Here is a 23,249-nt window from a genome sequence, read left to right on the forward strand (position 1 = left end):
ATCAGTGTCACCCGCCGGGTGGGTCCTGGGACGGCGCTCTCACCCGGGGCAGAGTTCCCGCTTCGGGCCGCAGCTGTCCGCCGGCGCGGGCACCCCGGCCGTGCCGCCGGGGCGGGGGACGCCGCCGTCGCCCGGGGGCGGCGGTGCGACGGCCGCGCCGCCGAAGCGGACGTACCCGATCTCCCGGCCCTCACCGATGATCATGCCGTTCGGGCCGACCGCGAGGGCGTTCGCCGCGGTCCGCAGGTTCGCCAGCTCGCGACCGGTCCGCGGGTCGAGCGCCACCAGCCGGGACGGCTTCTCGTCGGCGATCACGGCGGCGTACGGGGTGAGCGCCGCGCCCGCCTTCGCCCCGGCGGGACGGGTCCACCGGACGCGCCCGCCGCCCAGCTCGTGACTGACCACCGCGCGCTTGTCGGCCGCCCGGACCAGGGCGTACCGGTCGTCGACCGCGAGCAGCCGCTGCCCGGCGGCGGTGACCAGCAGCAGCCGCCCGTCGTACCCGTCGAGGACCGCCTCGCGGGCGTCCGGGGCGACACCGATCAGCACGTTCCGCGCGCCCTGTGGATCCTCCCGCTGCACGCAGCCGGCGTTGTCGGCGGTGCGCAGGTTGACCCCCGCCCGCTGCCAGGTCTCCTGGCCGGTCGCCGGGTCGCGGCCCGAGATGGCGAAGTAGCAGGTGCCGTCCTGGGAGCGGGCGGTGATCCGCAGCAGCCGGCCGCCGACCACCGACAGCCGCTCGTCCCGGCCCGGCTCGACGTTCTGCAGCACGCGGCCCGTGGCGGTGTCGAGCACGTGCACCCGGCCGTCGATGGGGAACCCGAGCAGCGGCGGCACCGCCTCCGGCCCCGCCACGTCCTCGTCGACCCGGACGGCGTCGAGCCGGCGGGTGCCGAGCAGCCCCGGGTTGTCGCCGAGCAGCCCGCTGCGCACCCCGGGGACGAAGGCCGTCCAGAGCGGGGCGGTGCCACGCGGCTCCCAGGCGCTGATCGTGCAGTCGGTGGCGTCGACGCAGCGGGCGTCGAGCAGCAGGTTGCGGTACGTCCACACGGCCACCGCGTCGCCGTCGCGCCGCCGCGTGGCGCCCGTGGTCGGGTCGAGCACCTCGTACCCCTTGACCAGGAGCTTGCCCACGACGACGACCGGGTCCCGGTCGCCCCCGGCCACCGCGGACCAGTCGGCCTTGCGTTCCCACAGCTGGGTGCCGGTGGCCAGGCTGCGCGCCTCCACCCGGGTGCGCTGCTCGACCACCACGGTCTCGCCGGCGATGGTGACGCTGCGCGGGGTGCCGCCGACCCGCTGCTGCCAGACCACGTCCGGCTCGGAGATCGGCTCGCTGCGGTCGACCCAGTCCCACACGGCGGGGAACGGGTTCCACACCCCGGTCGCGGCGAGCACGACGACCACGATCAGCGCGAGCAGCAGCCCCCCACGCCACCCGGGGCCGCCCGCCTTCGCCACACGCACACGGTAGCGACGACCGCCGTGCTCCCGTGGTCCCGCGCCGCCGTGTCGCCGCCCTTTCTCCCCGAGCCCGAGGGGTGGTGTCGCCTCGGGACCCTCACCCCTTGGCGGCGGCGGAGCGCACGAGCGGCAGGGTGCGGTACGGGATCTGCTCGGCGAGGGCGATGATCGTCGAGGCCCGGCGGATGCCCTCGTACGAGACGATCTGGTCGATCACCCGCTGGAGGTCGGTGTTCGAGCGGGCCACGATCCGGCAGAGCAGGTCGCTGGAGCCGGTGATGGTGTGCGCCTCCAGCACCTCGGGGATCGCGGCCAGGTGCGCGGCGACCCGGTCGTGCCCGTGCCGCTGGCTGATCTCCAGGGTGACGAAGCTGGTCACCGCGAACCCGATCGCCGCCGGGGAGATCTCCGGGCCGAACCCGCCGACGACCCCCCGCTCGACCAGCTTGTCGAGCCTGGCCTGCACGGTGCCCCGGGCGACCCCGAGGCGGCGGGAGCACTCCAGCACCCCGATCCGCGGCTCCTCCGTGAGCAGTTCGATCAACCGCGCGTCGAGGGTGTCGAGCTGTACAGCCTGACCAGCGTTCATGACTGAACACCCTACTTAATGCGCAACCTGACCAGCTCCAACGCTGACAGTTGCCCAGTGCGCCGGGTCACCGCGATCCTCGCCACAGAAGACCGCACAGACCACGGCGGCGGCCACGAGGCCGACCGGTACTTGAGGGAGACCGCGATGACCCAGGCGATCGACCGACCCCAGGCGACCGACGATGTCGACATCGACGTGCTCGTCGGTGCCGTCGACCACGACATCAGCCGCGACCCGTTCCCCGTCAAGGGCCTCGACCACGTGCACTTCCTGGTGGGCAACGCCAAGCAGGCGGCGCACTACTACTCGACCGCGTTCGGCATGACCTGCGTGGCGTACCGGGGGCCCGAGCAGGGCTACCGCGACCACGCCCAGTACGTGCTGACCAGCGGCTCGGCCCGGTTCGTGCTGACCGGCGCGGTCCGCCCGGACGCCCCCGGCGCCGAGCACGTGACCAAGCACAGCGACGGCGTCTCCGACATCGCGCTGGAGGTCCCGGACGTCGACGCCGCGTACGCGCACGCCACCGCGCAGGGCGCGACCGGCCTGGTCGAGCCGCACGACGTCAGCGACGAGCACGGCACCGTCCGGATGGCGGCCATCGCCGCGTACGGCGACACCCGGCACACGCTTGTCGACCGGTCCCGCTACACCGGCCCGTTCCTGCCCGGCTTCGTGGCCCGCAAGCCGATCGTGGACCGGCAGCCGATGATCGACGCCGGCCTCCAGCCGAAGCGCTTCTTCCAGGCCGTCGACCACGTGGTCGGCAACGTCGAGCTCGGCCGGATGGACGAGTGGGTCGAGTTCTACAAGCGGGTCATGGGCTTCTCGAACATGGCCGAGTTCATCGGCGACGACATCGCCACCGACTACTCGGCGCTGATGAGCAAGGTCGTCGCCAACGGCACGCGCAAGGTGAAGTTCCCGCTCAACGAGCCGGCGATCGCCCGCAAGAAGTCGCAGATCGACGAGTACCTGGAGTTCTACCAGGGCCCGGGCGCCCAGCACATCGCCGTGGCCACCAACGACATCCTGGCCAGCGTCGACGCGATGCGCGCCGCCGGCGTCGAGTTCCTGGACACCCCGGACTCGTACTACGACGACCCGGAGCTGCGCGCCCGCATCGGCGAGGTGCGGGTGCCCATCGAGGAGCTGAAGTCCCGCAAGATCCTGGTGGACCGGGACGAGGACGGCTACCTGCTCCAGATCTTCACCAAGCCGGTGCAGGACCGCCCGACCGTCTTCTTCGAGCTGATCGAGCGGCACGGCTCGCTCGGCTTCGGCAAGGGCAACTTCAAGGCGCTCTTCGAGGCCATCGAGCGGGAGCAGGAGAAGCGCGGCAACCTGTAACACTGTCGAGCGTGACGCAGCCTCCGTCGTACCCGACGCCGCCGGCCGGTGGGCCCTCGCCCGCCGCCGGCGGCTTCGCGCCGCCCTCCGGTCCGACCAGCCAGGGGTACGCGGTGCCGCCGCAGTATGCCCCGCCCGGGCATCCCCCGCCGGGCTGGGTTCCGCCGTCCCCGGGCTGGGCCCCGCACCCCGCCCCGCCGCCGCTCGGCCCCGGCGGCCAGCCGCTCGCCGGCTTCGCCGACCGGCTGCTGGCCGCGCTGATCGACGTCGGGCTGAGCACGCTGGTGGCGATGGTCCTCTTCCTGCCGCCGTTCCTGCTGTTCTTCTGGAACATGATGGACGACCTGACCCGGACCAACCCGGACGGCACCCTCGTCGAGCCGGACCCCGGGGCGTTCATGACCGACTTCTTCCTGCCGCTGCTCCTGCTCGAACTGGGCCTGTTCGTGCTGATGCTCGGGTTCTACTGGCTCTACCACGTGGAGTACATGAAGCGCACCGGGCAGACGTTCGGCAAGAAGGTGATGAAGCTGCGAGTGGTGCCGCTCGATCCGGCCCGCACGCTCGACCGGCGGATGGCCGGCAAGCGGTACGCCGTGCAGCACGTCGCCGCGATGTTCCTGCCCGGCCTCAGCTACCTCGACGGGCTCTGGCAACTGTGGGACAAGCCCTGGCAGCAGTGCCTCCACGACAAGTTCGCCGGCACCGTCGTCGTTAAGGTGTCTGCGTGAGCGAGCGCAGCGAGGCCAGGCCGTGAGCGTCGAACCGGGCTGGTACGTCGACCCGGCCGATCCGGACACCCGGCGTTACTGGGACGGCGAGGGCTGGATCGGCGCGCCGATCCCCGTCGACGCCACCCCGCCCGAGGGGCCGCCGCCGGCCGAGCCGCCGCCCGTGCCCGCCCCGACGCCGCCCGCGGCCCCGGTCTCCGCACCGGGCGCGCCCGCGGCCCGGCAACCCCACCCCGGGCAGCCGCATCCCGGCCAGCCCCACCCCTGGCAGCCGCCGGGGGCCCACGCGCACCCGCAGGGCCCACCGCCCGGCTGGCCGCCGGGGAGTTGGCCCGGCCGGCCGCCCGAGCCCCGCCCGCACGGTCTGCCGCTGGCCGGGTTCGGCGCCCGGCTGGTCGCCCGGCTGATCGACTTCGCCATCGTGTTCGCGCTGAACGCCGTGGTCAACGGCTGGTTCGTGTGGCGGCTGGTCGAGGAGGTCACCCCGTACTGGCGGGAGGTGTTCCGGCGGGCGATGGCCGGCGACACCTCCACCGAGGGGCTGCCGCAGCCCAGCGAGCAGGCCGGCGGCCTCCAGGTCGTCATCCTGCTGATCGCCACCGCGCTCTGGCTCGCGTACGAGGTGCCGACGACGGCGGCCAACGGGCAGACCTTCGGCAAGCGCGTGGTGGGCGTCAGGGTGGTCCCGACGGCCGCCGACGAGCCGCTCGGCTTCGGCCGGGCGCTGCGCCGGTGGAACACCCTCGGCCTGCCCACCCTGCTGTGGTACTGCTGCGGCCTCGGCCTGCTGCTCCAGCTCGTCGACGCGCTCTCCCCGCTCTTCGACCACCCGCTGCGTCAGGCCCTGCACGACAAGCGGGCGCAGACCGTGGTGGTCCAGCTCCCCCGCACCCGCCGGACCGCCCCGGACGACCGCACCGACCCCTCGGGAGACACCCCATGACCGACACCGGACGCCAGCAGCCGGCGCTGCGGCTGACCCGCGCCGACCTGGACGCGCTGCCCAACTACGTGCCCGGCCGCAGCCCGGCCGACCTGGCCCGCGAGCTCGGGCTCCCCGAGGCGATCAAGCTGGCCAGCAACGAGGTCCCGTACGGGCCGCTGCCCGGCGTGGTGGAGGCCGTCGCCGAGGCCGCCGCCGGGGTGCACCGCTACCCGGACATGGGCGTGGTCGCGCTGCGCGAGGCGCTGGCCGAGCGGTACGGCGTGGACGCCGACCGGATCGCCACCGGCTGCGGCTCGGTGGCGCTGGCCGAGCACCTCGTCCGGGCCACCTGCCTGCCCGGGGACGAGCTGCTCTACTCGTGGCGCTCCTTCGAGGCGTACCCGATCATCGCGGCGACCAGCGGCGCGACCAGCGTGCGGGTGCCCAACGACGCCGGGCACGGGCACGACCTGGCCGCGATGGCGGCGGCGGTGACCGACCGGACCCGGATGATCCTGGTCTGCAACCCGAACAACCCCACGGGCACGTCCGTGCGCCGGGCCGAGCTGGACCGGTTCCTCGACGCGGTCGGCGAGGACGTGCTCGTGGTGATCGACGAGGCGTACCGGGAGTTCGTGACCGACCCCGAGGTGCCGGACGGGCTCACCTACCTCGACCGGCCGAACGTGGTCGTGCTGCGGACGCTCTCCAAGGCCTGGGGCCTGGCCGGCCTGCGGATCGGTTTCCTGGTCGCCCAGCCGGCGGTGGCGGCGGCCGTGCGCAAGGTCGTCACGCCGTTCTCTACCAGCATGGCCGCGCAGGCGGGCGCGCTGGCCGCGCTGGCCCAGGCCGACGAGGTGGAGCGGCGGTGCGCCCTCGTCGTCGCCGAGCGCGACCGGGTGACCGAGGCGCTGCGCAAGCTCGTCCCGGACGTGCCGGGCAGCCAGGCGAACTTCGTCTGGCTGCCGCTGGGGGACCGGGCGGTCGACTTCGGCAAGGCGTGCGAGGCGCGGGGCGTGATCGTCCGGCCGTTCCCCGGCGACGGGGTCCGGGTCACCATCGGCACCCCGGCCGAGAACGACGCCTTCCTCGCCGCCGCCGAGGCGGCCCTGGTCTGAGGCCCGTGCCGGTCCGGTCCGCCATCCCCTCGCGGACCGGACCGGCGAATCTCAGGCGACCGTCGCCGGCTGCCGGACCCGGGTCCGACGCCGGTACGCGTAGACCGCGAACAGCACCAGGACCAGACCCGAGGTGGCCAGCCCGCCGGTGAGCACCTGGCCGGAGCGGTCCACGGCGGTGACGGCCGCCACCGGTACGGGTCCGAAGCTGACCTGCCCGGTGGCCGACCGCTTCGTCCAGCCGCTGGCGAGGTCGAGCGTCGCCGCCCACGGGCCGTCCGGCAGCCGACGGTCCAGCGCGACCCGGACGGTGGCCCTGCCGCCCAGTGCGAGCGTGCCCGCCTCCACCTTCACCGGCCCGGCCGAGAGCCCGCCGGGGCCCTCGGCGAGCCGCAGTTCGCCGGCCAGGTCGAGCGCCCGCCTGCCGGTGTTGCGCACCTCGGCGGTCAGCACGGGGGTGCCGTCCTTCTCCCGCCCGCCGGTCAGCGGGCCGATCTCGAAGCCGGAGGGCGGCTCGCCGCCGGGCCCGACGGAGAGGTAGACCCGGATCCCGGCCCGGCCGACGTTGCGCACGTTGCGCCCGTCCACACCGGCGACCTCGGCCCAGATCACCGCGTACCGCTCGCCAGCCTCGGCGCGGCGCGGCACGGTGATGGTGACGAGGGCCTCCGCCTCCTCGTCGGGAGCCAGCACCTCCTCCGCCGGCGCGATGCGGATCCAGCTGCTCAGCTCGTTCTCGGTGCGGTCCGGGGCGAGCACGAACCCCTTCTGCCCGACGTTTGCGGCGGCGGCGTAGAGGGCGACGGTCCGGCGGACCTCCGAACTGTTCCGCACCATGACCCGCCGCATGATCGTCGTGCCGGGGCGGACGTGGTCCACGATGTACTTGTGCGCCCGGGTGTCGTCGCGCCGGTCGACCGGGGCGTCGATCAGGCGTATCCCGACCGTCGTGGAGGGGCCGCCCGGGCTCGGTCGCGCCGAGGGCCGGTGCCGGCCGTTCCGCCCGTCGGGCTCGGCGGCCGGCACGTCCGCCTCCGGGCCCTCCGGTTCCGCGAGCGCCGGGGCGCGGACGGCCGACGCCGGCGCGGGGTGCGCGGCCGACGCCGGCGCCCCGGCCGTGACGAGGACGCTCACGGCCAGGGCGAGGGCACCTGCCCGGTCATGCCACCGAATGGGTGATCACCCCCGTGTAGGTGCCGCCGACGGCGGTGTCCGGGACGGCGATCCGGATGTCCGGCGCCCAGCTCGCGGTGTTGTTGCCGCTGCCCGACGTCTTCGAGAAGGCGGTGCGGGGCACGCTCAGGCTGACCGCGTCCGCCTGGGTGGGCTGCCCCGGCACGAACACGCCGGCGCCGGTGGTGCTGGTCGCTCCACCGGACCAGTACTCCACCAGGCCCGGCGAGATGGTCTCCGCCGGCGTACCGGCGCCGGTCGTGAAGGAGCTGGCCGACACGGTGACGGTCCACGTGGCATTCAGCGCGGCTCGGCTGTCGGTGACGGTCACCGTGCCAAGTTCGCCGGTGAGGACGCCGCCGGAGAAGACGGAACCGAGGTTCACCGACGCCGGCACGGTGATGTTCAGGTCGGCGGTGGCCACGGTGAAGGTGACGATGGTGTCGCCGGTCGGCGCGGCGGCAGCGGGCGCCGCCATGGCCACCAAGGCGGCCGCGGCGGCGGTCAGGGCAAGAAGTGGCTTCTTCATGGCAGGGACGCTAGACGCGCCGGAGTGGGCCCTAACCCATTTTTCGGACAAATCGCTCATCAGGCGACAGAGTGAGTGATCGTGCCACGGTACGCCCCCCTGACGACGTCGGCCGGGATGGCGATCCGGATCGTCGGCCGCCAGGACACCTCGTTGCTGCCGGTGCCGGTGCTCTTGCGGAACGCCTCGCGGGGGACGTCCAGGGTCACCGCCTGCGCCGAGGTGGGCTGCCCGGGCACCAGCGTGCCGCCACCGGCACTGCTCACCGCGGGCCCGGACCAGTACGAGATGCGGCCGGGGGCGATGGTGCGTTGGGGACCACCGGCGCCGGTGACGAAGACGGTGGCGGAGACGGTCGCGACCCAGGAGTTCGGATTCACCGGCCCGCGCGAGTCGCGCACCTCGACCACGCCCAACTGCCCGGTCAGGGTGCCGCCGACGAAGCCGGCGCCGAGGTTCACCGCGGCGGGCACGGTGATGTCCACCCCCACGGTCCGGGCGAGCCGGACCGCCCGGCCGGACGGCGCGGCGTCGGCGGGCGACGCGGTGACCAGGATCAGGATCGCGCCCAAGAGGGCGGCCAGGAGACGCACAGTGGGACTATAGGTAACTTATGTCCGTTTTGTCGAGCATGTCCGGCCGCTCCGGCGTTTCACGTCGCGGCCAGGATCACCGGTTCCGAGGTGAGGTAGTAGCGCTGGTCGTCGCCCGTCGGGTCGACCGGCTCGCGGAGCCGCTCCACGGCCACGAAGCCGTCGGCCGCGTACGCCGCGCCGGGCGCCCAGCCGATGCCGTCCGAGCCCGCGTTCAACGCGAACCAGGACCGCTGCGTCCCGGTCGCCGGGTCCAGCGTCACCAGGTCGTTCGCCTCGGTCAGCAGGTGCACCCGACCGGGCTGGACGGCGATCAGCCGCGCCTCGGGCAGGTCGGGACGACGCCACAGCTCCGCGCCCGTGCGCGCCGAGCGCCCGACCGGCACCCCGTCGACCACCGCCACCGCCGTCCCGCCGACGAGTTCGGCGTCCGGCCGGTCCAGGGCCGGGGCGGGAACCGGCTCGCCGGCGCCGAGCAGCCAGCCCCGGCCCGTGTCGTCGCCCGGCGCGGCCGTCCGCAGGCCGGCGCACCCGGTCCGGCCGTTCCCGCAGCCCACGGGGGTGGCCACCAGCCGGTCGCCGGCGCCCGGCGGCCGCCAGCGAACACCGACCGCGCCGGTCGCGGCGTCGCGGAACTCCACCACGGCCGGACCCGCGCAGGAATCGACGATGAGCAACTGGCCCGAGCCGGTCGTGCCGACGACATCGCGACAGCCGGCGGCCGGGTCGGGGCCGGCGCCGGCGCCGGGTGGCACCGTCACGGTGGTGTGCGACCGCCACAGCTCACGGCCGTCGGCCAGGTCCACGGCACGCATCCACTCCGCCCCGGCCGCCGCCACGACCTGCCGACCGTCCGGCGCCCGGGCGACGAAGACGCCCCGGGGGGCCCAGACCGTGGCCGCTCCGGTGCGCCGGACCGTCCGCTCCCCGACCGGCGCCGGCCCGTCCGCGTCCCAGGCCACCCGGCCGGTACGCGCGTCCAGCGCCACCAGCCGCCCGTCCGACCAGCGGGTGACCACCGTCGTCCCGCTCGCCACCACCGAGTCCAGCTCCGCCGGCCAGCGCCGGTAGGACCAGTACGGCGTGGTCCGGTGCCGGCCGTCGACCGGCCGGTCCGCGTAGACCTGGCGGTGGGCGGCGTAGACCCGCAGCCGGCCGTCCACGATCAGCGGGGCGACCGGGAGCCGGCCGACCACGCCGACGGCGGGATCGGCGGCCGCCGGGTACGTGCCCCGCGCGGGCGTGCTGACCTCGGCGGGGGCGAGCACCCGGTAGACCGTCGCCGCGAGGACGGCGGTGGCGAGCAGCGCCGCGACCGCCACCACGATCCGCCGCCGGCCCTTCGGGAACCCCATGCGCACCTCCGCCCGGCACCCTACCCAGCGGGGCCGGTCAGAGCCCTGTCAGGTCGGGCGGCGCACCCGCGCGGCTGCGCCGGGCCCGGCTCACCGCCCAGGAGCCGCGCCGGGCGCGGCCGACCGGTGGAGGCGGAGCCCGCAGGCCCGGCCGGGCGCCCCTCGGGCGCGTCGGTCGCCCGGCAGAGGCGGAAGCACCTGCCGACCGGCGGCGGCCGCGCTCAGGCCGCCTCGGCGGCGCCCGTGACGGCCGCGGCGGCCAGGTCGGCGAGATCCCGCCGCAGCGCGCGCTCGACCGCCCGGGCGGCCAGCCCGCCGAGCAGCAGCGCGACCACCCGGCCGTACGGGGCCGTCGGCGACGACTCCTGCTCGACGGTGACGGCCGTGCAGCCGCGCCGGCGCCGCTCGACCGGGCGCAACGTCCAGGTGATCCGGTAGTCCACCCCGGCGCCGCTCGAGCCGAGCACCAGCCGTCGGGGCGGCTCGGCCTCGATGACGACGAACTCCTCGACCAGCGCCGTGCCGTCGGGCTGGGACCGGGTCTCCCGCCAGGCGGTCCCCGGGCCGAATCGGCCGGGGGTCAGCACCTCCACCGGGCCGGTGAAACGCCGGGTGCGGGTGGTCAGGTCGGTCAGCAGCCGCCAGAGGTCGGCGTCGTGCGCCTCCACGAACTGCGTGACCGCCACCGTCGACATGCCACCTCCCGTGGCACCGACGGTACGCCGGGTGAGCGCGGAACGGGGCCCCCGGAGCGGAAATTCCACCGCCGGAGGCCCCGATCACGAGTAGCGGCCCGTCAACGGCCGAACTGGCCGGCCCGGATCGCGCCGACGAAGGCCGCCCAGCCCGGCGGGCTGACCGCCAGCGTGGGGCCGGCCTGGTCCTTCGAGTCGCGTACGCCCACCACACCGAGGACGTCGACCAGGTTGTCCGCCACCTCCACGCAGAGGCCCTGGTCGTTGGAGCGGCTGCTGGTACGCCAGACCGCACCCGGGAGATCGTTCATCGTCGTCACCCTTCCTGTCGTCGGGACACCAGCCGGCGGCCGGGCCGACGACCGGAAAGGGGGCATCCGGCCCGGCGCGGCGTGGCATGGCGTCGGAATCCGCGACGATCAACGGGGCAACGACGGACCCCGGTCGCACCATCTGTGCGACCGGGGTCCGGCGCGTGCGAACACCTCTGGCGCGGGGCGGGCGGACGGGTCAGCGCGCCGCGCGGATCGTCCCCGTCACCTCGCCTAGGGCGAGGGTGGTGCCGTCCGGCCCCGGCGCGGTGGCGGTGATGGTCACCGTGTCGCCGTCCTCCAGGAACGTGCGGGTCTCGCCCCCGGCGAACTTCACCGGCTCGGTCCCGCCCCAGGTGAGTTCCAGGAACGAGCCGACCTGCCCCCGCTCCGGGCCGGAGACGGTGCCCGAGGCGTAGAGGTCGCCGGTGCGCAGCGAGGCGCCGTTGACGGTGAGGTGGGCCAACTGCTGGGCCGGGGTCCAGTACATGGTGGCGAACGGCGGCTCGCTGACCCGCTCGCCGTTCCACTCGACCGACAGGCGCAGGTCGAGCCCGAGGTGCGGCACGTCGCGCAGGTAGTCGGCGACCGGCGGATCCTGGTCGGGTGCGGGGACGAAGGCGTCGCCGAGCGCGTCCAGCGGGGTCACCCAGGCGGACACCGAGGTCGCGAAGGACTTGCCCAGGAACGGGCCGAGGGGCTGGTACTCCCACGCCTGGATGTCCCGGGCCGACCAGTCGTTCACCAGCACCACGCCGAACACGTGGTCGGCGAAGTCGTCGACGGAGACCCGGTCGCCCAGCGCGCTGGGCACGCCCACCACGAAACCGACCTCGGCCTCGATGTCGAGGCGTACGGACGGGCCGGTCACCGGGCCCTGCGGGGTGGCCCGCTGCCCGCTGGGCCGCACCACCGGGGTGCCGGACACGACCACCGTGCCGGCCCGGCCGTGGTAGCCGATCGGCAGGTGCTTCCAGTTGGGCAGCAGCGGCGGCTGGCCGGGGCGGAAGATCTGCCCCACGTTGGCCGCGTGGTGCTCGGAGGAGTAGAAGTCGACATAGTCGGCGACCTCGAACGGCAGCGCCATCCGAACCTCCGCCAGCGGCACCAGCAGCGGCTCCACCGCCGGCCGGTGGGCGGCGTCGGTGAGCAGCTCGGTCACCCGCTGCCGGACCGCGGTCCACTGTGGGCGGCCCAGGGCCATGAAGTCGTTGAGGGCGGGCCGGCCCAGCGTCCCGGCGGCCAGCACCAGGCCGGCCGCCTCCGCGCCGGCCAGGTCGAGCACGAAGTCGCCGATCCGTACGCCGACGCGCGGCTCGCGCCCGCCGTGGCGGAACACCCCGTACGGCAGGTTGGCCACCCCGTACGGCGAACCGTCGGCACCCGTCACCCACGTCATGCGTCGAAGCCCCCGTTCACCAGCCCCAGCCGGATCAGATCGGTCAGTGGTTCCAGGATGCTGCACGAGCCGTAGCCGGCCCACAGCGGGCGCGGCGCGGCCAGGTCGCTCTCCACGCACTGCACCAGCGGGCGCGGGTCGGTCGCGGTGAGCAGCTCGGCGATCCGCTGCACCCCGGCGCCGTCGGCGGCGGCCAGCGTCGCGGCCAGCACGTTGGCGAAGCCGTGGTGGGTGAAGCCCGTCTCCGGGTCGAGGTGCCGGACCGCCTGGTGCAGCCCGGCGGTCAGCTTGAACGGCAGGTGCCGGTCCCGGCAGGCGCCGATGACGGCGGCCAGTTCGGCCGGGGTCGGAAAGAGCTCGGCGGCAAGCCCACCGGTGCGGAACTTCGCCGCGACCGGCAGCCCGCCGGCGCGGGCCTCGGCGAGCGCGTCCAGCGCCCCCGTGAGCCCGAAGGTCAGCGGCACCTCGGCGTAGACGGTGAGCTCCTCCGCGCCGGCGGCCTCGGGCCGGTTCGCCCGGCGGGCCAGCTCGACCAGCTCGGTCAGGCCCGGCAGCGGGTCCTCGCCGCGCTTGGCGACCGCCGCCTCCACCTGGCGGACGAGGATGCGCGGGTCGACCCCGGTCCGCGCCTCGTCGAGCCGGGCGAGCGGCACGTCGCCGATCACGCCGATCTCGATCCGCTCTCCCGGGTCGAGCAGGCCGGCCAGCTCGGTCAGCCGCGTGGCGGGAACCAGGAGCGGGCCGACGAGGTCGGCGTACCAGGAGGTGCGGTGCCGCCGGTGCGCGGCGACGGCGTCGGGCAGCGGCGCGCTGCCGGGCGGGAAGACGGCGGCGTCGTCGACGAGGCCGTCGAGAAGCGCGGGCACCTGCGTTGACACGAGACAAGAATGTACGGGACGCTACAAGGAACGGACAACAGCGTCCGACTATCGGACGTCGTGGGTTTCGATGAACGGGACGAACCGGGAGGCGAGATGCCGTACTACCGCAGCGTCGGCGAGGTGCCCCGCAAGCGCCACACCCAGTTCCGTCAGCCCGACGGCAGCCTCTACGCCGAGGAGCTGATGGGCCAGGAGGGCTTCTCCTCCGACTCGTCCCTGCTCTACCACCGGCACGCGCCGACCGCGATCGTCGCGGCCGAGGAGTTCGCGCCGCCGGCGTTCACCCGGGTGCCCAACCTGCCGCTCAAGCCCCGCCACCTGCGCACCCACAAGCTCGACGGGGCCGGCGCCGACCCGGTGCTCGGCCGGCAGTACCTGCTCGCCAACGACGACGTGCGGATCGCGTACGTGCTGGCGGACCGGCCGTCGCCGCTGTTCCGCGACGCGACCGGCGACCACTGCCTCTACGTCGAGTCGGGCACGCTGCGGGTGGAGTCGACGTTCGGCGTCCTCGACGCGGTCGCCGGCGACTACGTCGTCATCCCCACCTCGACGATCCACCGGCTGGTGCCCACCGGCGACGAGCCGACCCGCCTGCTCGCGGTCGAGGCGGCCGGCCACATCGGCCCGCCCAAGCGCTACCTCTCCGTCCGCGGCCAGTTCCTGGAGCACTCGCCGTACTGCGAGCGGGACGTCCGCGGGCCGGACGCGCCGCTGCTGGTGGACGGGACCGACGTGGAGGTGCTCGTCCGGCACCGCCGTGGCTGGACCCGCTACGTCTACGCGCACCACCCGTTCGACGTCGTCGGCTGGGACGGCCACATGTACCCGTGGGCGTTCTCCATCCACGACTTCGAGCCGATCACCGGCCGGATCCACCAGCCGCCGCCCGTGCACCAGACGTTCCAGGGTCCGAACTTCGTGATCTGCTCGTTCGTGCCGCGCAAGGTGGACTACCACCCGGACGCCATCCCGGTGCCGTACAACCACCACAACGTCGACTCCGACGAGATGCTCTTCTACACCGGCGGCAACTACGAGGCCCGGCGCGGCTCGGGCATCGAGCAGGGCTCGATCTCGCTGCACCCCTCCGGCTTCACCCACGGTCCGCAGCCGGGCGCCGCCGAGCGCTCGATCGGCGCCGACTACTTCGACGAACTGGCCGTCATGGTCGACACCTTCCGCCCGCTCGACCTCTGCGACGCCGCCCAGGCGTGCGAGGACGACGGCTACGCCTGGACCTGGGCCCGCCGCGGCTGAGGCGTGCCCGGCAGCCGCCAGCCGGCGTGATCGTGACCTCGCACCGGGCCACGATCACGCCGGCTGCGCTCACGTGCGGGCCGGACGGCAGCCACGCCGCACCCGGGGCGCCCCGGCCGGGCCCGGTGACGCCCCTTCCGCTCAGGCCAGGAGGTCGGCCAGGACGCGGGTCCGGGTGGGGTGCCGGAGCTTGGTCATCGCCTTGGTCTCGATCTGGCGGATGCGTTCCCGGGTCAGACCGAGCGCCCGGCCGATCTCGTCCAGGGTGCGCGGCTGCTCGTCGGCCAGGCCGAACCGCTGGGCGATGACCGTCGCCTCCCGCTCGGTCAGGGCCGCCAGCACCGTGTCCAGGTAGGAGCGGAGGGAGGAGGCGGCCACCTCGGCGGCCGGATCCGCCGCGTCGTCGGCGAGGAAGTCGCCCAGCTGCGCGCCGTCCCCGCCGATCGGGGCGTGCAGGGAGACCGGCTCCCGGTCGTACCGCAGCGCCTGCTCGACCTTCTCCGGGGTCAGGCCGAGCTCGACCGCGATCCGCGCGGGGGTCGGCTCCTCCCCGAGATCCCACAGCAGGTCGCGGCGGGTGCGGTTCACCCGGTTGATGAGTTCGGCCATGTGCGCGGGGACCCGGATCGTCCGGCTCTGGTCGGCCAGCGCGCGACCGAGCGCCTGCTTGATCCACCAGGTGGCGTAGGTGGAGAACTTCAGCCCACGCCGGTGGTCGAACTTCTCCACCGCCCGCATCATCCCGATGACGCCCTCCTGGATTAGGTCCGGCAGCGGCAGCCCGCCCTCCCGGACGTAGCGCCGGGCGATCGAGACGACCAGCCGGAGGTTGGCCTCGATCATGTGACGCCGGGCTCGCCGGCCGTCGGCGACCAGCCGCTCCCACCTCGCCCGCTCGTCCCCGCCGAGACCATCCGGGTCGGCGTCGAGACGCCCCCGGGCGATCGCCCCGGCCTCGATGCGCGTGGCCAGTTCCACTTCCTGCTCGGCGGTCAGCAGCGGAACCCGGCCGATGCCCTTGAGGTAGGCACCTACGGAATCGGTGACGGTCATGAGCGGTCTCCCTTCCACCGGCCCGGCGAACGCGTCCAGGGCACGACCTAAACTTATGACGAACCAAGAATTGTGTCAAGAATAAAATTAGGATGAGTACAGGTATGATGGCCCAGTGAGCGGACAGACGACCGGCCTGCGGGCCTCGAAGAAGCGCCGGACCAGGGCGAACATCTCGCACCAGGCGACCAGGCTGTTCCTGGAACGGGGCTTCGACCACGTGACGATCGCCGAGGTCGCAGCCGCCGCGCGGGTGGCCAAGACGACCGTCACCAACTACTTCCCGCGCAAGGAGGACCTCGCGCTCGACCTGCGCGACGCCTTCGTCAACGGGCCGGTCGCCGCCCTGCGCGAACGCCCGCCGGGCGAGTCGGCCCTGGCCGCGCTGCGTCGGTCCCACCTGGCCGCGGTGGCCGCACACGACCCGGTCATCGGCTTCACCGGCCCGGAGTTCGCCCGCATGATCACCGGCAGTCCGGCCCTCGTCGCCCGGCTACGCGAGTTCCACGACGACCGGGAACGGGCACTGGCCCGGGCGTTCGCCGAGGAGACGGGCGCGGCGCCCGACGACATCCTGCCGCGCGTCGCCGCCGCCCAGCTCGGCGGCGTCCTGCGGCTCCTCCGCGACGAGCTGCTGCGCCTGACGCTCGACGGTCACGCCGACCACGAGATCGCGGCGATCGTCGCCGTCCACGCGCACACCGCCTTCACCGCCGTGGAGCCCGCCCTCAGCGACTACGCCGTCCGCCCCGGTCACTGACCGGCTCGCGGAAGGTCGACGGTGTCCGGCGCGGAGCGGGGCGGCCACGTTCCCGCCAGCCCCTCGGCGACCCCTACGGCTCGTGACCGAGCCGGAGAACGGGTCAGGCCGTGACGCGGGACAGGACGGCGATCTCGGCGGCGGTGGCCATCGCGATCGCGAGCACCAGCGGCCATGGGGTGCCGACCAGCGCGTAGAGCAGGATCAGCGCCGGCGCGGCGGCCGCCGCGTAGACGGCCAGGGCCAGCGTGCGGTCGGAGCGCAGCAGGCCGGGCAGGACGGTCCGGGTCAGGCCGGGCAGCTTGGCGGCGAAGCGCCACACCACGAGCGCCCCGCCGAGCGCCGCGAACGCCGCCGCGATCCGGGACAGGCCGGCGCTGCCCGGCGCCATGCAGGCGATCAGCACGGCGGTGATCATCGTCCAGCCCGCGCCGTAGACGACGAGCTGACGGAGGCCGGCCGAGATGGTGCGGCCGGAGTCGACCCGGCCGGGGCTCATCGCGGCGGCCTCCGCGAGGTGTTCCAGCGCCTCGCTCCAGCGCCGCTGCTCCAGCCGGAGCACCCCGATGTCGTGCCGGGCCTCGGCGAGCTGCGGATCCAGCCGCAGCGCCTCGCGGTAGGCCCGCTCGGCCAGGTCGAACAGCTCCATGTTGGCGGCGACCAGGCCGAGCACCAGGTGCGCCTCCGGCTCCTCGGGGGCCAGCTCGACCCCGCGCCAGGCCGCGTTCAGCGCCGGCTGCCCGTTGCGCGAGCCGGCCAGGATCGCCGCGGCACTGCGCTGGGCGTACGCGTCGTCGGGGCCGAGCGCCAGGATCCGGTCGGCGGTCCGGGCCGCCTCGGCGTACTCCTCCAGGTCGGTCAGGGCGAGGGCGCGGGCGAGCAGCGCCGGCACGGCGTCCGGGGCGGCGGCGACGGCGGCGTCGGCGGCGGTGCGCGCCTCCGTCGGCCGGCCGGCCGCGAGGTGCACCCGGGACAGCATGGTCAGCGCCCCGGCGTTGGCCGGCTCCAGGGCGACCGCGTAGGAGACCTCGGCCGCGGCCTCGTCGTAGCGGCCCAGTTCCGCGAGGAGCTGGGCGCGCTGGAGGTAGCCGTGGAAGGCGGAGCGGTCGGAGGTGGCGTCGCTGGACATCGCGGCGAGCCTAGGCGGCCGGAGCCTCGTACACCAGGGCCACCGCGATCCCGGTGAGGCCCTCGCCGCGCCCGGGGAAGCCGAGGCCGTCGGTGGTGGCGGCGGAGACGGTGACCGGCGCGCCGACCGCCTCGGAGAGCACCCGCTGGGCCTCCTCGCGGCGCGGCCCGATCTTGGGCCGGTTGCCGATCACCTGCACGGAGACGTTGCCGATCGCGAAGCCGGCGGCCCGCACCCGGCGGGCGCTCTCGGCGAGCAGGGCGACGCCCGACGCGCCGGCCCACTCGGGCTGGCCCACCCCGAAGTTGGCGCCCAGGTCGCCGAGGCCGGCCGCCGAGAGCAGCGCGTTGCAGGCGGCGTGCGCGGCCACGTCGGCGTCCGAGTGCCCGGCCAGGCCGTCCTGGTCGGGCCAGAGCAGGCCGGCAACCCAGCACGGCCGGCCCGCCTCGAAGGCGTGCACGTCGGTGCCGATGGCGACCCGGGGAACGATCATGCGACGAGGGTACGCGTCAGCCGCCGGCGGCCAGCAGGTGCTCGGCCAACGCCAGGTCGAACGGGCGGGTGACCTTCAGCGCGTACTCCGAGCCGGGGACGCAGAGCACCGGGACGCCCTGCTTCTCGACCAGGCCGGCGTCGTCGGTGAGCGGATCGCCGGCGGCGGCGTGCGCGGCGGTCAGCACCGCCCGGCGGAAACCCTGCGGGGTCTGCACCGCGCGCAGGGCGGATCGGTCGACGGTGCCGAGGACGACCTCGCCGGCGCCCACCTCCTTGATCGTGTCGACCACCGGGAGCACCGGGATCACCGCGTCGTGACCGGCGCGGACGGCCGCCGCCACGGACTCCACCAGGTCGGGCGGGGTCAGCGCCCGGGCGGCGTCGTGCACGAGGACGATCTCCGGGCCGGCGGGCACCGCGGCGAGGGCCGCGGCCACCGACGCCTGCCGCTCCGCGCCGCCGGGCACCACGGTCACCGGGGCGACCGGGGCGAGCAGGTCACGGACGGCCGCCACCTCGGCCGCCGGGGCGGCCACGACGACGGTGTGCACCGAGGGCGCGGCGGCGAGCCGGCGGACGGCGTGCACCAGCAGCGGCTCCCCCGCCAGCAGGCGCAGCGCCTTGGGCCGGCCGGGCCCGAGGCGTACGCCGGCACCGGCCGCAGGCACGAGGACCGCGACGTCACCGCGCGGATTGAGCTGCGCGGTCACGTCGCGGTCCTCGGTGGTTTCTTCGCTACGAATCGGGTACGACGATGCTGTGGGGACTAGGCCTCGGTGAGCACCTTGTCGAGCAGCGTCTCCGCCTCGTCCTTGGTGCTCTTCTCGGCCAGCGCGACCTCGCCGACGAGAATGTCGCGGGCCTTGGCGAGCATGCGCTTCTCACCCGCGGAAAGGCCCCGCTCCCGCTCCCGGCGCCACAGGTCGCGAACGACCTCGGCGACCTTCAGCGGGTTACCGGAGGCCAGCTTCTCAAGATTCGCCTTGTAACGCCGCGACCAGTTGGTCGGCTCCTCGGTGTGCGGTGCACGGAGCACGTCGAAGACCTTGCCGAGGCCCTCTTCGCCGACCACCTCGCGCACACCCACGATCTCGGCGTTCTCGGCGGGCACCCGGACCGTCAGGTCACCCTGCGCGACCCTCAGGACGAGGTATTGCTTAGGCTCGCCCTTGATGACCCGAGTCTCGATTGCCTCGATGAGTGCGGCCCCGTGGTGGGGGTAAACAACGGTCTCGCCGACACTGAAAACCATAGGTTCGAAACCCCTTTCGCTGTGTCTAGGGTAACACGCTCAGGCACCGATGTCTCACCGCTGTCCTGACCGTTGGCGCAGCTCAGGGGCCCTGTGAGAGGTATTTCTTCGGCTTGACAGGCCGCCAAACCGATGGTTCGAACACGCTCCGTAACCTGTAGATGACGGGCCGGTACGAGTGACGCGAACGTCGAGATCAAGGGCTATGCGCTCCTCCCATGGTATCCCGCCGTCCGGTTACGCGCCCAGGTGTAGCGGTAGGAGGCCCCGTGCGGGACGCTGGAGGTCGAGCCGCTGTCCGCTCACCGAGACGTCCTGGGGGTCCGATGGGCAAGCCCGACGCAGACGGCCCCGGACTGCCCGACCTGCCGCCGGAGTGGGGTCGGGTGGTCGTGCCGGACGACGCCTCCGCCCTGGCGGTCGAGGCCGAGCAGGTCCGCCGCGAACTGCGCGCGAGGGCCCGTCAGGGCCGATCCCGGGTCGCCCGGTCCCCGCTCGCCCTGCCCCTGCTGGTCCTGCTGGTGGCGGTGCTGGCCACCGTCGCCGGCCTGGTGGCGGTGACGTGGCCCCGCGCCGGCCGGTCCGCGCCGGAGGCCGCCCCCGCGCCGTACGCACCGACGCCCGGGATGACGGGTCGACCGCTGCCGGCGCTGGACCTGGTCGACGCGCGGCAGTCACCGGTGCCGCTACGCGGACTGCTGCCGGCAATGATCATCCTGGTCGACGGGTGCCCCTGCCCGGACGACGTGGCCACCGCCGCCGCCCTGGCGCCCACCGGGGTCACCGTCGTCACCGTCGCCGGAGGCCGGCCGGCGCCCGCCCCGCCCCTACCCGCCGGGGCCACCCTGCGGCCGTTGGCCGACCCGGCCGGCGGGCTGCGCGCGTTCCTGCACCTGCCGTCGCGCCCCGGCGCCGCCACCGCGCTGCTGGTGGACCGGGCCGGCGTGCTGGTGGCGGTGGTGCCCGAGATCCGCTCCGCCGAGGACTACCGCGCCGAGCTGGCGGGCCTCGCCGCCTGAGCCGGGTCCACCGTGGACCGCCGGTGCCCGTGCCCCGGCGCCGCGTCAGGGCACGGCGACGAGCCGCGTCTCGGGACGGCCGTGCGGGGCCGGAGCGCGTCAGGGCAGTGCTACGAGCTGCGCCTCGACCCGGAGCGGCTGGGCGTTGGCGCTCGCCAGCAAGACCTGGAACGGCCCGCCGGTGCCGGTGACCTCCGTGGAGGTGACCGAACCGTCGCAGGCGCTCGTGATCGGGTCGGCCGCCCGCGCCCCGTCCACCACCACCAGCAGCTCGCCCGGGCCGACGCACCGGTACTGCAGCAGGTGGCGGACACCCTCCTCGGCGAACGCCTGCCGGACGTGCCTCTGCGTCCCGTCGAGCCGGACGCGGGTCGTCCAGATGGTGCCGGGGAAGCTGCCCAGGCTGCTGCGCCGCGCCGCCTCGTCGAGCCGCCCCTCGACCAGGCGGCGCGGATCCGGCCCCTCCGGCACCATGTCCACGCGGAAGGCGGCACCGGTGCTCGGATCCACCCGGAAGGTGGCGCCCCGGTCTGACTGCGCCGGCACGACGACCCGGAGCGGGGCGTCCGGTGCGGCGCTCGACGCGGTCGCCACGGGACCGCTGCGGGGCGGGTGGGCCTGCCACCACCAGCCACCGCCGACCAGGGCGGCGAGCATCGCCACGGCCAGCACCGTCGCGCGTGGCCGGTCGTCGACCCCGACGGGTGTCGCGTGCTCACCGGCGTCCGGCACACGTCCCGGCCGGTCTGCCGCCTCGGCGTCCATTACCAGAGGGTAACCTCGGGGTGCCCACGGCGTCCCGGTCAGTCCCGCCGTTCGAGCAGCGCGGCGTAGAGGGTCAGGCCCGGCCCGAACGCCAGCATCACCACCCGCCGCGGCGGCGACGCGGCCCGGCGCAGCCGATCGAGGATCAGCAGCACCGTCGGCGACGAGCAGTTACCGTGCTCGTCCAGCGTCGCCCGCGACGCCGCCAGCCCCTCCGGCGGCAGGGCCAGTTCCCGCTCGACCACGTTGAGGATGCGCGGGCCGCCCGGGTGCACCGCCCAGCCGTCCACGTCGGACAGCGCCGTGCCGTGCCGGCCCAACAGGCCCTCGACCAGGCCCCGGACGTGCCTGGAGAGCACCTGCGGCACCTTCGGCGACAGCCCCATCCGGAAGCCGGTGTCGGTGACGTCCCAGGTCATGTGGTCGGCGGTCGAGGTGTCCGTGACGGAGGCGACCTCACGCAGGGCGTACCCCCGGCCGCCCGGGACGACCACGGCGGCGACCGCGGCGTCCGAGAAGAGCGCGTGCGAGACGATCTGCTGGGTGTCCACCCGGGCGCTGGAGGGCTGGATGTGCAGGCTGGTCAGCTCCGCGCAGAGCAGCAGCGCCGGCCGGCCGCGGGCGGTGACGAAGTCGCTCGCCGCGCCCAGCCCCGGCAGGGCCGCGTAGCAGCCCATGTGGCCGACGAACATGCGCTGGGTGTCCGGGGCCATGCCCAGGTCCCGGGCGAGCAGGATGTCCAGCCCCGGGGTGGCGTACCCGGTGCACGAGCAGACGACGAAGAGGCCGAGGTCCCCGGCGGCCAGGCCGGCCGCGGTCAGCGCCCGGCCGACCGCCTCCTTGCCCAGCGGCAGCGCCTCGACCTGGTAGCGGCGCATCCGCCGCTCGGTCGGCCAGTCGGAGACGTCCTCCAGCAGCGGGTTCACCGCCGCCTGGCGGCGGGTGACCCCCGAGTGGGCGAAGATCCGCTCGGCCAGCGCCCGCGTGCCGCCGGAGAAGTGCTTCGAGAAGAAGCCCTCCCACAAATCGCCCTGCGCGGCCGACGGCGGGTGCGCCGTCCCCAGCCCCGCGATCACCGGTACGGCCACCATGCCCACCTCTCGTCCGGCCCTGCGCGCCGGGCGGCCCGCCCCGCCCCGGGAGGGGCCGCCGTCCCCCGCACCGGGGCCGCTTCCGTCCGCGACCCCGGCGAACACCTCACGGTCACCAACGAGGAACCGATCCGTCCCGGTCCGGGTCCCCGCCGAGCGCGGCGATGCCGAGCCAGTCCGCGCAGACGTCCGAGGTCGCCGGGTGCAGCGAGCCGCAGCGGGCGTCCCGGTAGAGCCGCTCCAGCGGATGCCCCCGCCGGGTGGCGGACGTGCCCGCCGCCTCCAGCAGGGACGCCGCCACGTCGGCCGCGGTCGTGCCGGCGAGCAGCTTGGCCCGCCAGACCCAGCGGTTGGTCTCCGCGTCCCCCGGCGCCTCGTCCACCCGGCGGGCGGCCTCCGCGACCGCCAGGTGCGCCGCCGCCACGGCCGCGTCGGCCCGGCCGAGGCGGGACCGGACGGCCGGCAGCCCGGCGAGACCGCGGGCGTTGAGGTGCTCGGCCGCGGCGTCGACCGCCGCCCGGGCGACCCCGACGTAGACGGCGGCGTAGCTGGCCACCAGCCAGTGCGGCATGAGCTGGGCGACCACGAGGGCCAGCCCCTCCACGCCGCCGAGCAGCCGGTCGGCCGGCACGGTCACATCCAGGTGCAGGTCGTGCGAGGAGGTCGCCCGCATGCCGAGCGAGTCCCAGGTGGGCTCGACGGTCAGCCCCTCCCCGGCCGGCACCAGGAACTGGGAGACCACCGACTGGTCGGCGGCGCTGCGGGCGGCCACGAGGTAGCCGTCGGCGTGCCCGGCCCCGGAGCAGAACGTCTTGCTGCCCTTCAGGTGCCAACCGCCGTCGACCGGCTCGTAGACGGTGCTGAGCTGGGACAGCCTCGCGCCCGCGCCGCGCTCGCTCATCGCCACCGCGTACCAGGCGCCCTGCGCGGCGGCGGTGAGGAGCCGGTCCCGGGCGGCCAACGCCTCCACCGGCACACCGAGCGCCTCGGCCAGTTCCTCGGTGACCGCGCCCAGTGCGCCGGTGACCGAGGCGTGCATGTTGAACACCAGGGCGGTCGCCCCGTTGCCCCGGGCCAGCTCGGTGGCGACCGCCGCGTACTCGGCGAAGGTCGCGCCCATCCCGCCCAGCTCGGTGGGGACCATCAGGCCGAGGAGCCCGGCCTCGCGCAGATCCCGGAAGTCCTCGACCGGGAACGAGCCGTCCCGGTCGTGCTCGGCCGCGCGGGCGGCCAGCCTCGGTGCCAGGCGGCGAGCCGCCTCCAGCGCGTGCTGCGTCATACAGCCCCCTTCTCGGCCTGTCCCTACCCA

General features: G+C 74.8%; 25 protein-coding genes. 7 read left to right on the forward strand and 18 right to left on the reverse strand.

Going from position 1 to position 23,249, the window contains the following annotated elements:
- Positions 1-39: 39 nt before the first annotated feature.
- Together ACSNOB_RS06380 and ACSNOB_RS06385 are read right to left on the reverse strand one after the other, a co-directional pair.
- Complete coding sequence (locus ACSNOB_RS06380; RefSeq protein WP_436685715.1) at positions 40-1,410, reverse strand: outer membrane protein assembly factor BamB family protein; 1,371 nt, start codon at positions 1,408-1,410, stop codon at positions 40-42.
- Between the two features lie 151 nt (positions 1,411-1,561).
- Positions 1,562-2,053, reverse strand: a complete 492-nt coding sequence (locus tag ACSNOB_RS06385) for an Lrp/AsnC family transcriptional regulator (RefSeq protein ID WP_436685684.1) — start codon at positions 2,051-2,053, stop codon at positions 1,562-1,564.
- Positions 2,054-2,200: 147 nt separating this feature from the next.
- On the opposite strand from ACSNOB_RS06385, the gene hppD reads away from it, so the two are divergent.
- The 4 genes from hppD to hisC are packed head-to-tail and all read left to right on the forward strand — an operon-like array spanning position 2,201 to position 6,180.
- A complete protein-coding gene (gene hppD / locus ACSNOB_RS06390) occupies positions 2,201-3,406 on the forward strand; it encodes a 4-hydroxyphenylpyruvate dioxygenase (RefSeq protein ID WP_436685685.1) in 1,206 nt (401 codons plus the stop codon).
- 11 nt (positions 3,407-3,417) lie between these two features.
- Positions 3,418-4,137 (forward strand): RDD family protein, encoded by a 720-nt coding sequence (locus ACSNOB_RS06395; protein ID WP_436685686.1) that lies wholly within the window; start codon positions 3,418-3,420, stop codon positions 4,135-4,137.
- A gap of 22 nt (positions 4,138-4,159) precedes the next feature.
- On the forward strand, positions 4,160-5,080 hold the full coding sequence (locus ACSNOB_RS06400) for an RDD family protein (RefSeq protein ID WP_436685687.1): 921 nt from the start codon (positions 4,160-4,162) through the stop codon (positions 5,078-5,080).
- Positions 5,077-6,180, forward strand: coding sequence for a histidinol-phosphate transaminase (gene hisC / locus ACSNOB_RS06405; RefSeq protein WP_436685688.1), 1,104 nt, complete (start codon positions 5,077-5,079; stop codon positions 6,178-6,180). Before ACSNOB_RS06400 ends, hisC begins: the two co-directional genes overlap by 4 nt.
- A gap of 51 nt (positions 6,181-6,231) precedes the next feature.
- Here hisC and ACSNOB_RS06410 read toward each other — a convergent pair whose 3' ends face one another.
- From ACSNOB_RS06410 to ACSNOB_RS06445, 8 genes are all read right to left on the reverse strand, one after another.
- On the reverse strand, positions 6,232-7,314 hold the full coding sequence (locus tag ACSNOB_RS06410) for a hypothetical protein (protein WP_436685689.1): 1,083 nt from the start codon (positions 7,312-7,314) through the stop codon (positions 6,232-6,234).
- Positions 7,315-7,339: 25 nt separating this feature from the next.
- The gene (locus ACSNOB_RS06415; protein WP_436685690.1) at positions 7,340-7,882 is read right to left on the reverse strand and encodes a hypothetical protein; all 543 of its coding nucleotides are present in this window, start codon (positions 7,880-7,882) and stop codon (positions 7,340-7,342) included.
- Positions 7,883-7,941: 59 nt separating this feature from the next.
- Complete coding sequence (locus ACSNOB_RS06420) at positions 7,942-8,475, reverse strand: hypothetical protein (RefSeq protein WP_436685691.1); 534 nt, start codon at positions 8,473-8,475, stop codon at positions 7,942-7,944.
- Positions 8,476-8,534: 59 nt separating this feature from the next.
- On the reverse strand, positions 8,535-9,830 hold the full coding sequence (locus ACSNOB_RS06425; RefSeq protein ID WP_436685692.1) for an outer membrane protein assembly factor BamB family protein: 1,296 nt from the start codon (positions 9,828-9,830) through the stop codon (positions 8,535-8,537).
- 221 nt (positions 9,831-10,051) lie between these two features.
- Complete coding sequence (locus tag ACSNOB_RS06430) at positions 10,052-10,525, reverse strand: SRPBCC family protein (protein WP_436685693.1); 474 nt, start codon at positions 10,523-10,525, stop codon at positions 10,052-10,054.
- Positions 10,526-10,626: 101 nt separating this feature from the next.
- On the reverse strand, positions 10,627-10,836 hold the full coding sequence (locus ACSNOB_RS06435; RefSeq protein ID WP_091101629.1) for a DUF397 domain-containing protein: 210 nt from the start codon (positions 10,834-10,836) through the stop codon (positions 10,627-10,629).
- 199 nt (positions 10,837-11,035) lie between these two features.
- A complete protein-coding gene (gene fahA, locus ACSNOB_RS06440) occupies positions 11,036-12,235 on the reverse strand; it encodes a fumarylacetoacetase (protein ID WP_436685694.1) in 1,200 nt (399 codons plus the stop codon).
- A complete protein-coding gene (locus ACSNOB_RS06445) occupies positions 12,232-13,113 on the reverse strand; it encodes a hypothetical protein (protein ID WP_436685695.1) in 882 nt (293 codons plus the stop codon). The genes fahA and ACSNOB_RS06445 overlap by 4 nt, the downstream gene beginning before the upstream one ends.
- A 96-nt stretch (positions 13,114-13,209) precedes the next feature.
- On the opposite strand from ACSNOB_RS06445, the gene ACSNOB_RS06450 reads away from it, so the two are divergent.
- Positions 13,210-14,376, forward strand: a complete 1,167-nt coding sequence (locus tag ACSNOB_RS06450) for a homogentisate 1,2-dioxygenase (RefSeq protein WP_436685696.1) — start codon at positions 13,210-13,212, stop codon at positions 14,374-14,376.
- Positions 14,377-14,517: 141 nt separating this feature from the next.
- On the opposite strand, the gene ACSNOB_RS06455 is transcribed toward ACSNOB_RS06450, so the two are convergent.
- Positions 14,518-15,429, reverse strand: coding sequence for a sigma-70 family RNA polymerase sigma factor (locus ACSNOB_RS06455; RefSeq protein ID WP_436685697.1), 912 nt, complete (start codon positions 15,427-15,429; stop codon positions 14,518-14,520).
- A 115-nt stretch (positions 15,430-15,544) separates the two neighbouring features.
- Between ACSNOB_RS06455 and ACSNOB_RS06460 the strand changes: the two genes are divergently transcribed.
- Positions 15,545-16,189 carry a TetR family transcriptional regulator gene (locus ACSNOB_RS06460; RefSeq protein WP_436685698.1) on the forward strand — a complete coding sequence of 215 codons (645 nt, stop codon included), beginning with the start codon at positions 15,545-15,547 and terminating at the stop codon, positions 16,187-16,189.
- 103 nt (positions 16,190-16,292) lie between these two features.
- On the opposite strand, the gene ACSNOB_RS06465 is transcribed toward ACSNOB_RS06460, so the two are convergent.
- The 4 genes from ACSNOB_RS06465 to ACSNOB_RS06480 are packed head-to-tail and all read right to left on the reverse strand — an operon-like array spanning position 16,293 to position 19,065.
- Positions 16,293-17,318 (reverse strand): tetratricopeptide repeat protein, encoded by a 1,026-nt coding sequence (locus ACSNOB_RS06465; protein ID WP_436685699.1) that lies wholly within the window; start codon positions 17,316-17,318, stop codon positions 16,293-16,295.
- A gap of 10 nt (positions 17,319-17,328) precedes the next feature.
- Complete coding sequence (gene ispF, locus ACSNOB_RS06470; protein ID WP_393106205.1) at positions 17,329-17,811, reverse strand: 2-C-methyl-D-erythritol 2,4-cyclodiphosphate synthase; 483 nt, start codon at positions 17,809-17,811, stop codon at positions 17,329-17,331.
- 16 nt (positions 17,812-17,827) lie between these two features.
- The gene (ispD, locus tag ACSNOB_RS06475) at positions 17,828-18,523 is read right to left on the reverse strand and encodes a 2-C-methyl-D-erythritol 4-phosphate cytidylyltransferase (RefSeq protein WP_393106207.1); all 696 of its coding nucleotides are present in this window, start codon (positions 18,521-18,523) and stop codon (positions 17,828-17,830) included.
- A gap of 56 nt (positions 18,524-18,579) precedes the next feature.
- Positions 18,580-19,065 carry a CarD family transcriptional regulator gene (locus ACSNOB_RS06480; RefSeq protein ID WP_007073334.1) on the reverse strand — a complete coding sequence of 162 codons (486 nt, stop codon included), beginning with the start codon at positions 19,063-19,065 and terminating at the stop codon, positions 18,580-18,582.
- A 326-nt stretch (positions 19,066-19,391) separates the two neighbouring features.
- Here ACSNOB_RS06480 and ACSNOB_RS06485 point away from each other — a divergent pair, with 326 nt between their 5' ends.
- Positions 19,392-20,084: a hypothetical protein gene (locus tag ACSNOB_RS06485; RefSeq protein ID WP_436685700.1), complete on the forward strand. Its 693-nt coding sequence runs from the start codon at positions 19,392-19,394 to the stop codon at positions 20,082-20,084.
- Positions 20,085-20,183: 99 nt separating this feature from the next.
- Here the strand turns inward: ACSNOB_RS06485 and ACSNOB_RS06490 are convergent, their stop codons facing one another.
- From ACSNOB_RS06490 to ACSNOB_RS06500, 3 genes are all read right to left on the reverse strand, one after another.
- Positions 20,184-20,849 carry a hypothetical protein gene (locus tag ACSNOB_RS06490; RefSeq protein WP_436685701.1) on the reverse strand — a complete coding sequence of 222 codons (666 nt, stop codon included), beginning with the start codon at positions 20,847-20,849 and terminating at the stop codon, positions 20,184-20,186.
- Positions 20,850-20,887: 38 nt separating this feature from the next.
- Positions 20,888-21,946, reverse strand: a complete 1,059-nt coding sequence (locus ACSNOB_RS06495; protein WP_436685702.1) for a type III polyketide synthase — start codon at positions 21,944-21,946, stop codon at positions 20,888-20,890.
- 106 nt (positions 21,947-22,052) lie between these two features.
- The gene (locus ACSNOB_RS06500) at positions 22,053-23,219 is read right to left on the reverse strand and encodes an acyl-CoA dehydrogenase family protein (protein WP_436685703.1); all 1,167 of its coding nucleotides are present in this window, start codon (positions 23,217-23,219) and stop codon (positions 22,053-22,055) included.
- Positions 23,220-23,249 lie beyond the last annotated feature (30 nt).

This window comes from Micromonospora sp. URMC 106, from assembly GCF_051386395.1.
Classification (GTDB): domain Bacteria; phylum Actinomycetota; class Actinomycetes; order Mycobacteriales; family Micromonosporaceae; genus Micromonospora.